Source organism: Wolbachia endosymbiont of Cruorifilaria tuberocauda (assembly GCF_013365475.1).
Lineage (GTDB): Bacteria > Pseudomonadota > Alphaproteobacteria > Rickettsiales > Anaplasmataceae > Wolbachia.
This window is the reverse complement of record NZ_CP046579.1, coordinates 112,330-128,380: the sequence shown is the minus strand read 5'-3', so window position 1 is coordinate 128,380 and position 16,051 is coordinate 112,330. Positions and strand designations below refer to the sequence as shown.

At 31.8% G+C, this 16,051-nt stretch carries 12 protein-coding genes; 8 read left to right on the top strand and 4 right to left on the bottom strand.

Going from position 1 to position 16,051, the window contains the following annotated elements; translation table 11 throughout:
* Positions 1–518: 518 nt before the first annotated feature.
* The 4 genes from plsY to GOY13_RS00430 all read right to left on the bottom strand — a co-directional run bounded on the left by plsY (position 519) and on the right by GOY13_RS00430 (position 4,557).
* Positions 519–1,088 carry a glycerol-3-phosphate 1-O-acyltransferase PlsY gene (plsY, locus tag GOY13_RS00445; protein WP_175814403.1) on the bottom strand — a complete coding sequence of 190 codons (570 nt, stop codon included), beginning with the start codon at positions 1,086–1,088 and terminating at the stop codon, positions 519–521.
* A gap of 121 nt (positions 1,089–1,209) precedes the next feature.
* Entirely contained in the window at positions 1,210–2,676 is a 1,467-nt protein-coding gene (locus GOY13_RS00440; protein ID WP_175813905.1) for an alanine/glycine:cation symporter family protein, read from the bottom strand.
* A gap of 421 nt (positions 2,677–3,097) precedes the next feature.
* Positions 3,098–3,868 (bottom strand): CDP-alcohol phosphatidyltransferase family protein, encoded by a 771-nt coding sequence (locus GOY13_RS00435; protein WP_175813904.1) that lies wholly within the window; start codon positions 3,866–3,868, stop codon positions 3,098–3,100.
* Positions 3,865–4,557, bottom strand: a complete 693-nt coding sequence (locus GOY13_RS00430) for a phosphatidylserine decarboxylase (protein WP_175813903.1) — start codon at positions 4,555–4,557, stop codon at positions 3,865–3,867. The genes GOY13_RS00435 and GOY13_RS00430 overlap by 4 nt, the downstream gene beginning before the upstream one ends.
* A gap of 603 nt (positions 4,558–5,160) precedes the next feature.
* Here GOY13_RS00430 and GOY13_RS00425 point away from each other — a divergent pair.
* From GOY13_RS00425 to GOY13_RS00395, 8 genes are all read left to right on the top strand, one after another.
* Positions 5,161–5,301, top strand: coding sequence for a hypothetical protein (locus tag GOY13_RS00425; RefSeq protein ID WP_175813902.1), 141 nt, complete (start codon positions 5,161–5,163; stop codon positions 5,299–5,301).
* Positions 5,302–5,755: 454 nt separating this feature from the next.
* Positions 5,756–6,460 (top strand): triosephosphate isomerase, encoded by a 705-nt coding sequence (locus GOY13_RS00420; protein WP_175813901.1) that lies wholly within the window; start codon positions 5,756–5,758, stop codon positions 6,458–6,460.
* A gap of 27 nt (positions 6,461–6,487) precedes the next feature.
* A complete protein-coding gene (ispD, locus tag GOY13_RS00415) occupies positions 6,488–7,699 on the top strand; it encodes a 2-C-methyl-D-erythritol 4-phosphate cytidylyltransferase (protein WP_175813900.1) in 1,212 nt (403 codons plus the stop codon).
* A gap of 2,047 nt (positions 7,700–9,746) precedes the next feature.
* Entirely contained in the window at positions 9,747–10,898 is a 1,152-nt protein-coding gene (locus GOY13_RS00410) for a cbb3-type cytochrome c oxidase subunit I (protein WP_458694610.1), read from the top strand.
* Complete coding sequence (locus GOY13_RS03475) at positions 10,874–11,053, top strand: hypothetical protein (RefSeq protein WP_246214307.1); 180 nt, start codon at positions 10,874–10,876, stop codon at positions 11,051–11,053. The genes GOY13_RS00410 and GOY13_RS03475 overlap by 25 nt, the downstream gene beginning before the upstream one ends.
* 332 nt (positions 11,054–11,385) lie before the next feature.
* Positions 11,386–11,889, top strand: a complete 504-nt coding sequence (gene nuoE, locus GOY13_RS00405; RefSeq protein ID WP_175813899.1) for an NADH-quinone oxidoreductase subunit NuoE — start codon at positions 11,386–11,388, stop codon at positions 11,887–11,889.
* Entirely contained in the window at positions 11,886–13,079 is a 1,194-nt protein-coding gene (tgt, locus tag GOY13_RS00400) for a tRNA guanosine(34) transglycosylase Tgt (protein ID WP_175813898.1), read from the top strand. The genes nuoE and tgt overlap by 4 nt, the downstream gene beginning before the upstream one ends.
* A gap of 1,465 nt (positions 13,080–14,544) precedes the next feature.
* Positions 14,545–16,044, top strand: a complete 1,500-nt coding sequence (locus GOY13_RS00395) for a proton-conducting transporter transmembrane domain-containing protein (RefSeq protein WP_175813897.1) — start codon at positions 14,545–14,547, stop codon at positions 16,042–16,044.
* Positions 16,045–16,051 lie beyond the last annotated feature (7 nt).

Below are 16,051 nucleotides of genomic sequence, written 5' to 3'. Positions count from 1 at the left end.
TAATGAGAAGATTAGTGTTTCTTGAAGAAGATATGGTTAGATTATCTTGCACTTGACTGTGCCTGACACACCTTTTGGAGGTGCTATAAATAAGATTTAATTTAACTTTAAAAGTAAAGAGAATTATTAATCAGTTTTATATAATCTATGTTCTTCAACTAAAGTGCTTTATTCAATTGATGGTTATACCCATGATGGAAATAAAGATGAAAGTATGAAACTTTCGTAGGAAGATTGAATAGGGCAAAAGTTTTTTTTGAGTGATACTGAGATATAAATACTTTAATTATTTAAATAACTTAAGTTGGAAATATCATAATAGGCAAGCAAACCTGACAAGGTACATTGATAATGTCAAAGATGAGAAATTGGACCTATAGTTATGCTAGTAGTAGAATTTACTATTAAGAAACGTGCATATCTGTTGTTGACCTAAAGTATCTATAACCCTATTTATAGCATTCAGATAATAAAAGATACCATGGTAATGCTTTTTGTGTTAGATATAATTGGTATTACTATTTATAAAATTTGTATTCTTTGCTTTGCAGAAGATTTGCAATGTTTTTATGATGTTTTAAGAAAATTAATATTGACAAAATTAACAGCATGGGAAATAACTCTCTTTGGAAAAAGGAAGCTGCTATAACAGCTACTGTGGTAGAAATTAAGGAAGCAAGAGAAGAGTACCGAAAGGCGAAAAACGCTGCTAGCCATGCAAATATAAACAATAATGCCAAGTAGTAATTGAGTGCTATCAAAATTCCTAAAGTTGTTGCAACTCCCTTTCCTCCACTAAACTTTAGCCAAATAGGAAACATATGCCCTAAAACTGCTAGGATTGCAGATGCATATATTCCACTATCGAAAAATTGGTAAGCTAAGTAAACTGCAGTAAACCCTTTTAAGGAATCTAGAAATAGTGCTAGAGTAGCAAGTTTTTTATTTCCTGTTCTTACAACGTTTGTAGCACCAATATTTCCAGAACCTATTTCTCTTAAATTTATTCTTTTTATCCTTGTAACAATTAGGCTAAATGGTATTGAACCAAACGCGTATGACAATATAAGAACTATATACTTCTCCATTATACTTTCTTTAACACTTTCATGAAATGCAATACTTTCTTCAGAAGAAATAAGCATAAATTCAAATGTCAAACACTGAATAACATTAGCTTATGTTTGTCTATATAATTGCATTAAAGAACTAATTAACCTTATTATTCTTTAATCTCTTTAGGTAACATTGAACTTCGTTGTTAATTTGATTACTGAATAGTATAAGTGCCGTCATATTAATAAGGGCTAAGCAAGAGAATAAAGTTCCACCAATATTAGCAATAGTCATTATATTTTTAGAAAGGCCAGAGAAGAACGCCACAATTATTACTGCTGTGCGGTATATTACTATGCTTTTTATACCAAATAAATATAACCACCCCATTTCGCAACAATATACAAATGAAATTACTGAGGAAAACGCAAATAAAGGCGCAGCTATGGTCAAAAGTATAGGAAACCAAGAAGAAACTGTTTCAAATGCTTTTTGAGTGATTAATATCCCCTCACCGGCACCTGTTTGGTATGCACCTGTTATCACTATTGTTATTCCTGTTAAACAACAAATTAACATTGTATCAAAACATGGCTCTATCATTGCAACTAGCCCAGTTCTAACTGGCTCCTTATCTTTAGCTACTGCATGTGTAATTGAAGCAGAGCCAATACCTGCCTCACTAGCAAAAATTGCTCTTTGAATTCCTGCAACAAATGCTCCTACTACTCCTCCACCGGCAGCATTGAAATCTATCATGTTGAGAAATAATGTTTTAAATGCATTGCTAAAATTATTAATATTAAATGCTATAATTGTAATACAACTGAAGATATATATAAGTGACATGATAGGTACTAGTGTGGAGGATACTATGACTATCCTTCTAATCCCACCAATAATTACCAAAGCAAGTAATACTGAGATTATAGAGGACAGTAACCAAGGATGACAGTCTACCCAACTTGAATATCCAGACAATATTGAAACCATTTGGTTAGTTTGAAATGCTACACTCCCGCCAAGACCAGACAATACAAAAAATATTGCATATACTGCAGCTAAGACAATGCCAAGTTTCTTAAATCCGAATTCTTCTAGTCCATTTCTAATATATTGGAATGGTCCACTAAATAACTGTTTCTGACCTTCTGTCCTATGTCTAAATGCTAAAGTCACTTCAGCAAACTTTGCTGACATACCGAAAAAGCCTGTGATCATCATCCAAGGCACTGCTCCTGGTCCTCCTATTGAGGTTGCAATTGCAACACCAGCAACAGTCCCAAGTCCTACGGTACTCGAGAGTGCTGTTACAAATGCCTGAAAATGCGTAATATGACCGTTGTGGTGACCTGTATCATATTTTCCACATAGAATAGCAAAAGCATGCCTGAACATTTTTATATTGAGAAATTTAAAACGCAGCGTTAGAAAGATATAACCAAAGGCTACTAGACAAATTACAAATGGCACGTGAAAAACTTTAAAAAAAAGTACTTTACACATAAAGTTATTTATCCTGTCTAGTACAGCATCGTAACTTTCATAAAGGCCTAAAGTAGCGTGTACATCGTGAAATGATAGGCAAAGTAGTACCATGTATAGTAACCTACAAATCATGTTTAATACCTCTTAGAATTATAGTAAGAACCTATTGTATTTATGATTTTTCTTCTTAGTAAATATATCGAAATAGTATTTGGAACAAAGCACATAAATAAATTATTGCATAGATAAGATATAAATTCTGTGTTTTTTGATATACACTGAAGCCAGTGTAAAAAAACTTGAAGTAGTACTAATACTTCTTATTATCAAACAAGTAAAATTTCATATTAGTAATAATAAGTTATTATTATCGAAATGCAAAGGAAAACATTATTAGCAAAAAGGACTCTATTGCTAAATAAGGGGAGAAATTATTGGAAATGCTTGGTTAAATGACTTGCACCATATTTAATGGTTAAAATATATTATTTAATATCTTAATATCTAGAATCAGTTCAATTACACTGCTCACTGCCTTTTTTTATGTTTATAGTTAGTGGGATTTATATGTATAATATATATATAATCCAGCACTTATTGGAATAGTAAGTGTATATACTATACTTAAAATTGGTAGAGTAACCCAAGGTTTGCTAACAAAAAACACAATAAATACTCCAAAAAGTGATACAAATATATAAGATAAGTTTCTTGGAATATAAATATACTTTGCAGAAAAAGTTGGAATATGACTGACTGAAAAAAATGAGATAGTCAAGAAGTAGAAAGCTGTGTTTCTTATATTGAAAAACTGCTCTGTAAAAAGTAAATATTCGTTCTCTTGAGAATGAAAAGTTACAATTATTGGTAATAAAGAGAGTAAAGCACATATTGGTGCTGGCACTCCAGAAAAAAAAAACTTTTTCCAGTCAAATTGTTCCACATTTAATGATAAATTAAACCTTGCAAGTCTTATTGAGATGCAGATTACGTATATCATTACCAGTATCCACCCTATAACTTTAATTTCCTTTAATTTCCAAAAGTATAAAAGGAATGCAGGTGCTGCACCAAAGTTAAGGAAATCAGCAAAAGAATCAAGTTGTGCTCCAAAATTACTGGTTAATTTTAATACCCTGGCTATTCTTCCATCCATTCCATCTATAATTGCTGCAATGATCACGAAAATTACTGCAAACTCCCACTGTTCATTAAATGTAAATTTAAGTGAAGTGAGACCGGAGCATAGACCTAATAAAGTTATAAAATTTGGGAATAATTTAGCAATAGGTAAAAACCTACTGTTAGTATCATTAATGTTCATATAATATCAAAAGTAAGTTTTTCTCCAGTGTTTTCCTTATTTAAATTTGCTATAATTGTTTCACCCCCAATAACAGTCTGTCCTTTTGAAACTCTTATTTCTGTATCAGAAGGAATGTAAATATTTACTCTACTGCCAAACTTTATAATTCCAAATCTTTCCCCTGCTTTTACTTCTTGAGAAATTTTTAGATTACAAACGATGCGACGTGCAATTAGCCCAGCTATTTGTTCTACAATAATTTCTTTTTCCTTTTCATGCTCAATTACGATAACTTGTTTTTCATTTATATTGCTAGATTTACTGCTCATTGCAGGTGCAAACTTACCTTTTTTGTAGTGTACCTCTTTTACTGTGCCAGATATTGGCACGCGGTTTACATGTACATTCAAAATGCTCAAGAATATGCTAATAAATATGAATTTCTTTTCCTCTTTATTTTTCGCTGATAAAGGGTAGATCACTTCTTCGATCTTTGAAATTACTCCGTCGGCTGGGCTAAGTATAAGATCTTTGCTATTTGGAACAACTCTTGCTGGATCACGAAAAAAGTACGTAAATAATAATGTTGGAAATAGGCATGTAACACCAAATCCCCATGATATGGAGAATGCTATACATGTTACTATGAAAGAAACTACCATAAACAGGTAACCTTCCTTATTTATTGGTGGGAGTCCAAAGCACATAACCTTGTTAACGATAATCTGTTGTTAATAATTTATCATTTATCGCTTTTAATGAAAAGTTTTTTTTGACCGCTTTAAAAAAGCCTTTCTGTCAGTTTTAAAGATTAAGTAATTTTTTGAAAAAACATCGTTATAAATTCAAGAATGTTTTTGAAAGTAACAAAGTGAGAAGAAATATAAATCTCTAGGTTATAAAGAGGTATAAGTTGTAAAGTAAGCAAAATCTTTAACTATGTCACAAATAAAGTAAGAGAAGATATATGTCATATAAATTTGTCGGTGACTCTTACTAGTAATTAGACGAATATCTTAATAAGAGTTATAATTAGGTATAAAGCAGTGAAACAGAAGAAGCTTTTTACTGAAATATATTCAAGATGATAAGGTGATGAAACAGATATTGGGCAATAATATGGAGGTGTCTGGAGATGCATTATGGGATAAGTCTATAATTATGAGAAAAAGCTGAAAGATAAGCACAAAGTTAGCATAATACTTGTAGCGTTAGGTGCTTTGATTATCTCAGGATAAGATCATAAAAATAACTTAAGTACTTAGTGAGTTAGTATTATCAATGGTTTAAAGTTTGTATTTAGGAATAGTATGGATAACATTAATTCAGAGAATGTTGAACTGAAAGCTAGTAAGGCAAAATATGTTGGACTATGCAGACTAAAAACAAATGGTAAATTAAGTCCCTTTAAGAAGTCATTTAATTTTAGTTTTATAAAATATGTTATTTAAGGTTAAAAAAAATTAAGGATAAGCTATTTAAATTTACTTCAATGAACCATTAAAGTCTTAAGTCATTTTATACGTTTAAATTTTTGTTAATCGATTGCTCATCATTTACAGGCAGTTTACAATTGGAGTAAAGATGAAATAAAATATACTGTTCAATAGTGCTGCTTAGGAGCACGTTCTAAGATTTGAGTGGCAGAACTCATTTTGATGTTTCCACTTGTTTATTTTTTAGCAATATTTCTCTACCAGGTTCTTTGTTTTGCTATAGAAACGTAACTAACGATCAATGTCTTGCTTATAATCTTTTAAAAGATTGTGGATTATCTTTCTAGAAAGAATTCAGCGATATTTATCTTCAGTAGTTTTACATAGCTTTTCCAATATATTAATTATTTGTGTAGGATTGACTTTAATGCTATGATAAGTGTTCACGATTGTTTGACACATTAAATTGATGCCATTTTTGATTGTAGCAAACTGGAAGATGAATGGAACAAGATCTTCTTTTATTGACTTTATAGGTAAGCTTAACAACAAGAGTAATGAGATTACCTCTAAGCTTGTGATTTGTCCACCTTTTACATCTTTACCAGATGCTGTAAAGCTAAGCGATAATATTAGTATAGGTGCGCAAAATTGTCATCATAAAGAATGTGGATCTTACACAGGTGAGGTTAGTGCGAAGATGCTAAAAGAATTGGAGTGTACTTATGTAATACTTGGGCATTCTGAAAGAATCAGTGAAACAGATAGTGAAGTGAAATTGAAATCAGAGACAGCAATAGAATCTGGTCTTCATCCAATTATTTGTGTAGGTGAAAGTCTGGAGGATTATGAATGCGGGAAAACAAAAGAAGTAATAGAATATCAGTGCAGAAACCGTTTGCTTGTGAATGGTGAATATACTGTAGCATACGAACCAATGTGGTCAATAGGTACAGGATATGTGCCAAGCAATGATGTAATTATTGAAGTGATAGAGGTAATAAAATTCTGTATTGGTGAAAGACAGGTTATATATGGCGGTTCAGTTAATTCAGAAAATGTGAAAGATTTGCTCGGTGCCTCAAAAAGTTTATCAGGAGTTTTGGTTGGTAGTGCAAGCCTGGATTTTGACCACTTTTATAGAATTGTAAAACACGTTGAAGAAATTTACTGATTCAAAAGTAGATTGTTAAGAAGTCTTATGTATACTAGCGGATTCAAGGAGTATAAAATCGCAGCATTAGTGGTCGCAGCAGGGATAGGTAGCAGGTGCAATAATGAAATTTCTAAGCAGTATATAAGGTTAGCGGGTAAGCCTGTTTTATTTTATACAGTCAGGAAGTTCTTGGCTAATCAGCACGTAGATTATGTGAGAGTAGTTATTAACAAGAATCATGAAAGTTCCTACGAGGAAGCTATGTCATCGATTATAGATGCTAAATTGCTGAGTCCAGTACATGGTGGAGAGATTAGGCAAAACTCGGTTAAATTTGGACTTGAAAGTTTGCAAGAAATGAAACCAGATTTTGTTATTATACATGATGCATGCAGGCCTTTTGTGTCAAATGCTCTAATAGATAACTTGATTCATTTTATGGTTGATGGGAAATGTGCTGGAGTAGTACCGACAATAGAAGTTGAAAACACTATGTTGGTGGTGAATGGGAGTTTTATTGAATCTGCAATTCCAAGGGAGAAACTTAGGGCCATACAAACTCCTCAAATCTTTAATTTCGAAGAATTGCTACTATGCCACCAGTCAAATAAAAAGTTTACTGATGACTCATCGCTTATGTTAGAGTACAAAAAATATGTTGCAATTATTAGAGGTGAAAAAAGCAATTTCAAGTTAACTACAAAGGAAGATATTAGTATAGCAAGTTTCTTCCTTGAAGATCCTAAGTACCGCATTGGGACTGGTTATGATGTACATAAGTTTATAAAAACTCAAGACAAAGCTAGGAATTTTATAAAAATTTGTGGTATAGAAATTGAGCACAGCATGGCAATAGAAGCACATTCCGATGGTGATGTAGTAATACACGCAACTGTTGATGCCATACTGGGAGCATTAGGATGTGATGATATAGGGGAACATTTCCCCTCAAGTTCTGCTGATTGGAAAAATTGCAACTCATCTTACTTTCTGAGCTTTGCTGCTACAAAAGCTAAAGAGAAAGGGTATTGTGTATCTAATTTAGATATTACTATAGTTTGTGAGGAGCCTAAAATATCTCCCTATAGAGCAGAAATGAGGGGTTTTATATCAAAAGTGTTAGAAATTGATGATGAGCTTGTAAATATCAAAACGACTACTGCAGAAAAGTTGGGTTCTATTGGAAGAAGTGAAGGAATAGCAGCGCATGCTTCTGTATTGTTATACAAGTTAATGCCTTACACTAATTTTTCTTAACACTTAAACACTTATATTTTTCTTTTAGGCAAGGCCCTTAGTTGGGTTAAAATATGGTTCTGAATATCAAAAAAAGACTTCTTCCTTTTGATGGGGCATTTTTACAAATGTTTGTTGCTTTATATCTAAATTTTTAGCCTTTAATTTTATTGACTAAAAATTGCCTTCTTCATACGTACTTGAGATTATAGATAGTGTAACTTTATTCAATTGTTTAGTGGATCCATTATATAATTTGATAAAACCAAACAACTTAGTATATTATAAAGTTTTATATATTATATCTTTATCAGGAAATTTCTGATGGCGCACTTCTCTGTAATCTTACCATATGATCAAGTACTGAAATATATTCCATATGAAAAGCTTATGCAAAAGACCCGCTATGACTATAGTAATTTTATCTTGCATTGACACTTCTGTTAGAATTTTTAAATGTCACTTCACAATTACAGAATTAAGTGAGATATTATTCTAATCCAATTTAGAATCAACATAGGTTCATTAAAAGAATTGCTTTTGCAGTTGTAATGTCTTTTCTAGCTCGAGCGATTTACACCTTTTCATAACAGGTGATTCATAATCTTGAGAAATTCTTAATGAATACATAAAAACATGGATCTGCATTCTTTGCAACCTAACTGTTACTAATATTTTTCTAGAGAGGGTGTTCTTCATTAGAAGATTATAAGAAAGTGATGAGTCTTAAAAAATTATTCTTGTACTTTATGTAAAGAATTCTTAATTTTGGGTATATTTTCCCGTCAATTGAAATTTTCCAAAATTAGTAGCATAAGGCAGGAGTGTCAAATTTACGAACATTGATTCATCACGTCCGGATAACTAATAGGTTCTGCTTTTAGCATGTTTTAATTATCATAAGCATATTTTCATATGGGTATTGGTTCTGTATTTTCAAAAGAATGGACTTTATTAAAAGCGATTTAACCATTTTTTATAGTTAAATCTATATAGTATTTGGGTAATCTTAAATTTCAGTGAAACTAATATATTTGTTCTCAAAACTTGGATAAGCCTTTTGTTTATTATCTGGAAAATTGGATGTTGATATGCTAGTAGTCATGATAGAGCGAAATTTCAGTGTAACTTATCATTTCTCTTTTTATTACGATCATTATGAATGAAATTTCAAATCAAATATTTGTATCAATTATAAATTGAAAGTCATGAGAACTAAAGTAAGTACATATAACCACTGAATCTTATTCAGCTTCAAATAGTTTTGCTATAGACAGTTTCATGGAATAATTTTCTTGACATTCATTTGAAACAACCTTATAGGTATGATGTTTGGAAATGCACTCGGTTACCATCTTGTCAGTGGCACTTGAGATAAGCTCTAAACATTTATCTGTAAAATACATTGTTTTTTTGTAAGGCTAGAAAAGCAGAACAAATATATGTGGTCAAATTAACTTTAATAGAGCAATACTGATATTTGCTTACCATATAAAATAAACTCCAATCAAGCACAATGTGTTGCTTACAAAGCCATAACATGATTTATATAGCATATAGAATATAGTTTACAAATACTGCCATGTTAGCAAAACTGTAGGAGAAGTTATTTTAACTTAATGGATGGTGATATGAAGGTACTCGATTTAGTGACTTGATAGTATTTTTCCAAAAATTGGAACATTTTTGTTTAAAAAGCAATTTTAATTTAGTGATTTACTAGTACCAAGCAGAATTAATGTTAGTCATAGAACATAGCAGAAATTGCTACATTAAAAAAATTGCATCTAACATTGAGTTACAATCCATGATGACATTTATCACTAAGTATAAGTAAGAAACATTGAAGGCTCAGATTAATGCTAATGGACTGCTTTCATAGCTAGTATGAATAGGAATAATTGTATCTTTGAAAAAGAAAAAGATGCATAACTTTGTTGTAGTAATTCATATTGCACTTAAATCTCTATTGGATAAGATAATTATTTAATTATAACAATAGAACAATTGATTGGGAAATAGTTAATATAATACATTTTATCAATCGGTAATAAGAAGAGAGACAGCTGTGCTTATACAAAATAATGTTCTACTTTGCAAGAAATGGATATTTTTGTCAGTATGCGCTCTTGCTTGTTCTGGGCTGCTTTCGATAATTATCGTTTTTCTACGATTGACTTTTGCTTCCTTTCTTATCTCCTCTACACAATATATTTTTGATAATGCATTAGTGATACATGTTAATTTGTCGATTTTGGTGTGGATGTGTTCTATAATATCTTTGCTCTTTGTCATAAATATAAAAAACACTAATAAGTGGCTAAATTTTTTGTGGATTCTATCAACCATTTCCATGATGCTAATGTTTGTATCAGTGTTTGTTCCAGGCACAGAAGTTATCAAAAGCAACTATATTCCTGTATTACAGAACAAATTATTTTTGTTTGGGCTTAGTTTGTTTATTATCAGTGTATTGATAAATGCAATCCTTGCTTGTATATTAAATAAGCAACAAGTCTCTTATTTTTCTATTGGCCAAATTGGACTAGTTATTATACTTGGATCGTCATTCCTTTGCTTTATTCTAGCTTGCAAAAATATTCCTAAAAGTATGTATTACTCAGATAAGAGTTTATTTTACGAATATATTTTTTGGGGAGGAGGACATTTGCTACAATTTGCTTTTGCTCAAGGAATGTTTTTAGTTTATCTAATAATGCTGAGTTCCTGTGCCAGCAGGAATCTAAGCAGCAAAATTACTATTTTCCCACTATTTGGAAACACGATCTTAGTTGCATGTGCACCATTTATATATTTCATATATTCGGTAAATAATGATGAGTTGATACAGTTTTTTACTTGGCATATGAGGATTGTTGGGGTAATTATACCGTGTTTTTTAACAATGTTAGTGTTCCTTAGTATAAAAAGCTTATTAAATGATAAGGACAATTACTTGCTATACTCATTTGTATTATTTATCTATGGATGTGTGCTTGGAGTTCTGACTATTGAAGGAAATGTTACTATTCCTGCTCACTATCACGGATCTGTAATTGGCATTACAATAGCTTTTATGAACTTTGTTTATTGGCTGTTGCCAAAATTAGATTGTAGAGAAGTAAAAAGCTCTATGATAAGATTACAAATTTATTCTTATAGCTTTGGGCATTTTCTTCATATCACTGGCCTTGTTTGGCTGGGGGGTACAATACCCTAAGGAAAGTTGCGAATCTGCCAAGTATTTCATCAATACTAGCACGTACTTGCTTTATTGCTGGTGGAGCTATATCAGTTATTGGTGGAATGTTGTTTGTAATAATTGTACTTTTATCTCTACTTAAAGGTAGAGTGCGTGGTGCTATGTACTGCTAAAATAGCTAGAAAATTTTTTAACAAACCTCTTCACTGCTACATTAGCCTAGTTATGCAGATATTTATCTGTAAATCTTAAATATGCTTGTAGAACGTGAAGATGATCTAGAATACTTAATCAAATTAGAGAATAAAAGACGACTATCCACACAGAATTTTCCGCTTGTTGGACCCTCATATACTTGAGGTTAAGGTAATTCTGTGTTAGATAGATTATAATATTATGAAATACTTTGCTATTTTAATAAAGCTACTTTTTTCAAATTATACAAGAAGTCTAATTGCAATCGTTGACTGTTCCAGTATAATTTAATGGAATTTGAACACTATAAATGAAGGAAGAAGAAAATCAATTTAGTTTTACGTCAGAGAATTTCAAGAAAGCAAGGAAATTTATAAAAATGTATCCAAAAGGTAGAGAAGGAAGTGCTGTTATGTCTTTGCTATACCTCGTTCAAGAACAATGCGGATGGATTTCTAAATCTGCAATGCGCTACGTTGCTGATATGCTTTGCATTCCACACATTCGCGTGTATGAGGTAGCAAACTTTTATACTATGTATAATCTAAAACCTGTTGGTAAATATCTAGTACAAGTTTGCAGAACAACTCCTTGTTGGTTATGCAGTAGTGAGGAGGTTCTAAATACTTTTAAGAGGAAACTAGGAATTGATGTAAATGAGACTACTGAAGACAATTTGTTTACTTTAAAAGAAGTTGAATGTCTTGGTGCCTGCATTAGTGCTCCAGTTGTGCAGATCAATAATGATTTTTACGAAAATCTTACTCCTCAAAAGGTAGCAGATATTATAGGGGTGCTCACAAATATAAGGTGAGAAAAGAGTTTTTATTTAAAATAACTAAGCAGTCTGGTTCTGCGAGAGTTGGCACTATTGAAACCCCAAATGGGAATATAGAAACTCCGGCATTTATATTTTGCGCAACAAAAGCTGCAATTAAAGTTGCAGATATTGAGAGAGTGAGTGAAGCTGGCACTCAAGTAATACTCTCTAATACCTATCACTTAATGCTCCAACCGGGGGAAGATACTGTAGAAAAACTTGGTGGGTTGCACAAGATGATAGGGTGGAATGGACCAATGCTAACTGATTCTGGTGGATACCAGATATTTAGTTTGGGACATGGTTCAGTTTCAGAGGAAATAAAAGGGATAAAAAAGAAACAAAAAACTCTAGTCAAAATTAATGAGGATGGAGCAATTTTTCGCTCTTATATTAATGGCAAGAGTTATTATCTCACTCCTGAAAAATCTGTACAAGTTCAGAGAAAGTTAGGTGCAGATTTAATCTTAGTTTTAGATGAGTGTACTCCATTTCATGTCAGCAGGGAGTATACACAAAAGTCAATGCTTATGAGCCAGAGATGGGCTGAACGCTCTCTGAATGAGTTTTGGAAAAATGATAATGGTAAACAAGTCATGTATGGGATTAGCCAAGGTGGGGTATATCAGGATTTGCGTAGGGAAAGTTGCAACTTTATCAATAATTTGCCATTTTTTGGTCAAGCAATAGGTGGATCGCTTGGTCAGAACAAAAATCAGATGTATGATGTAGTCTCTTTTACTATGGAGTATTTAAAAAAAATAAGGCCCACTCATTTGCTTGGCATTGGTGGAATTGTAGATATCTTTCGTGCAGTAGAGCTTGGAATTGATACATTTGACTGTGTATATCCGACTCGTTTAGCAAGACATGGTTCTGCACTTATTAAAGTGAAGAATAGAAACTCTATTACTTCGAGGTGTAAAGAATATATTAGTTTGCGAAATCTGCAATTTAAACTAGATAACACTCCAATTGAAAGTGACTGTTTATGTTTTACCTGTAGAAAGCATTCAAGGGCTTATATACATCATTTGTTAAAGGTTAAAGAGTTGCTAGCCTACACTCTTATCACCATTCATAATGTTTTCTTTATGAATGAACTAATGAAATCGATAAGACATGCAATATTGAATAACACTTTAAGCCATGAGAAAAGTAACTGGGTTAGTGAAATGACGTAATTTTCTGGACTTATTTCTTCTTGAGTCTTTAGCTGTGCTGTTTTCTGTTTTTCTTTCTATCAGCTTTGAGAATATTATAGTAAGTGTTTAAACATTAATGCTATCCTTTATGTTTGATTCCTGAAGGTTATGAAATAAAGGCATAGTTTAAAAAATGTAGTGATTAATAGGTAGTATAGCAAGGCTTCGAGGATATAAATGCTAGGAAGATGGAGAAAAATGCTAAAGTTTGTACTTTCCGTAGAAATGGAGGTTAACGTTGTATTATTTATAGTATAGGATATCTAAGTGCTGTAGAAATAGTAAAAAGTTGCTTAGCTTTGTTTTAAAAGCAAGTAGCAGTATTTCTGCATTTTAGAATTTAGAATAGACTGCAGTACTCTATAATATAAAAGGATCGAAAATAACAAAGCTAGGTTAATAAATTTGCTCAATCAAAGTCAGTTGTCAAGAATCTTTATGCTGGTTAACGATAATATATAAGAAGAATTAGCAGAACTTTTAAGTTAATAAGTATGGGAAAGAAGTGGCTTAAAAAAATAGGCTAAGTGTGTGTTAAAAAGGATGCAATAAATCAAGTTTAAAGATGTAAATACTATGGATAGAGTATTAAAATGGTGAGGAATACTAGTTTCCTAATTTTAAGAGATATAAGAGTTTATTAGTATAAATTTGATATGAGCATTTATATAATAAAATCTTTCAGATCGTTGTCTGAAAAATAGTTGTTACTATATTTCCTACTAAGAAAGGAAGTCAGGTGATAGTATATGTTATTATGGTGGGAATAAAAAACAAGATATTAAGGATATATCATCTTTTAAAGCGTAAGACAAGACTAATGTTTCAAAACATCATGTAATGAGCTCTCTCTCAACAAGAGAACACACACATAAAGATTATTACTAAGCAAAAAATTCATCTGTACCCATCACTTTTCTCATTGATGTATGATTCATGATAACCAAAAGCTTTTTGAGGATTACGCTAAAAAGATGGAAGGAAAAATAGTAGTGTAAGTGATAAGGAAAGTGTGGTTATTATTCAAAGTTAATATAATAATCAAATAGATACTCACTCAAAAAGTAAAATATGCTGTTGCGGGGGAATCAAAGATCTTATAGTGAGGAGACGTTTTGGGAGACATTTCTTTTGCTGAAAAAGAAAATGTCAAAGTCGCTGAGTAGTTATTTATAATAATAAAATGTAAATTAAACAAAAGTCTACTATTGTAGCTGAAAGCTGGATGGAAAAATTAAGACAGGCAGTAGAAGCTATTGAAGAAAGTTGATGTTTAGTAGTATATTATTTCAATCGAATCATGTATCACATTATATGTGTGAGCAAATTAGAAAAACTCATGTGCTCGGTTGTAATGCATAAACTAACTTACTAAAAAAGTGGCACTTTCATTGCAATTTGAGTACAATTCAGGCTTTTCTTAAATAAAAAGATGAACTATTTAGTGGACTATATTTTAATACCTTTTTCCTTACCACTTTTTATTACTGAAGATTATTTGTTAATTACTGCATTAATTCCTCTGCTTGGTGGAGTGATTACATTCTTTACTGCCAGATATCCTAGAGTAAGCAACAGCATTACTGTTTCTTCTTCTGTGCTGTTATTTACCTATACGTGTCTGTGTGCTTCATATTGGGCATGTAGTGACCATTCCCAATTTATCCTTATAGATTTTGGTAATAATTTGCATGTTAGTTTAAAACTAGATTCTACAGGAATAGTATTTAGTCTATTAATATCATTTTTATGGATATTAACTAGCATGTATGCAGTATCTTATATGAAGAAGAACTATTCTTGCAGTAATCACTCAAGTTTCTTATGTTTTCTTTCAGTATCAATTAGCTGTACAATGTTTATTGCTTTTTCTGGAGATTTACTTACTACATTCATTTTCTACGAACTTCTAACTATTAGCACATACCCTCTCATTACATATGATATGACAAATGACTCAATAATAGCTGGACGATATTATTTTGGTGTGCTATTTTTTTCTTCTTTAGTGCTATTTTTCCCAGTTCTTGGCTTATTATACAGTGAATTTCACACTTTAGACTTTGTAGGAGATGGAATATTTAGATTTGATACATCACTCATCACTTTTACTGCAATATGCTTTGCTATGCTGATTTATGGGGTAGGTAAAGCTGCATTAATGCCAATACATTTTTGGTTACCTAAAGCAATGGTTGCACCTGCTCCTGTAAGTGCACTGTTACATGCTGTTGCTGTTGTAAAGTCAGGAGTTTTTATCATAATAAAAGCTATATTGTGCATTTTTGGTATTGATAATCTGCAATGCTTTATACAGAGAAATTGGTTTACTGGAGGGTGGCTACCGTATGTTGCTGGGTTCACTATTATTGTTGCTTCACTGATCGCACTCAAGCAAAAGGAGTTAAAAAAATTGCTCGCATACTCTACCATTTCTCAATTAGCGTATATTACGCTTTCTGCTTCAATTCTTAGTGACATTAGTGTAAAGATTGCAATTTTCCAGTTAGTTTGTCATGCGTTTGCAAAAATCACTTTGTTTTTTGTTGCAGGTATCATAACAACGGAGACAGGTGAAAAATATGTAGATAGGATTCATGGTATAGGGCAAAGTATGCCAATTGCTATGGTAGCATTTGCTATAGGTGTATTATCTATGATAGGAGTGCCACCTGCTCCAACCTTTTGGAGTAAATTCCTCATCCTTCAATCTGTTTTTAACTCTAGTGATATATTACTCACTGTATTTGTTACTTTTCTTTTGACTGCAAGCACTTTACTCAATGCTATGTACTTTTTGCCAATAATTTACAATGCTTTTTTCTCAAAGCCTTCCAAAAGTCTTTTTATTAAAAGGAGGGTACCTATTTCCCTAATTTTGCCACCGGTTATTACTTCTATATGTACTCTAATTATTTTTTTTAGTTACCAAGCACTGTTCTAAGGTACCT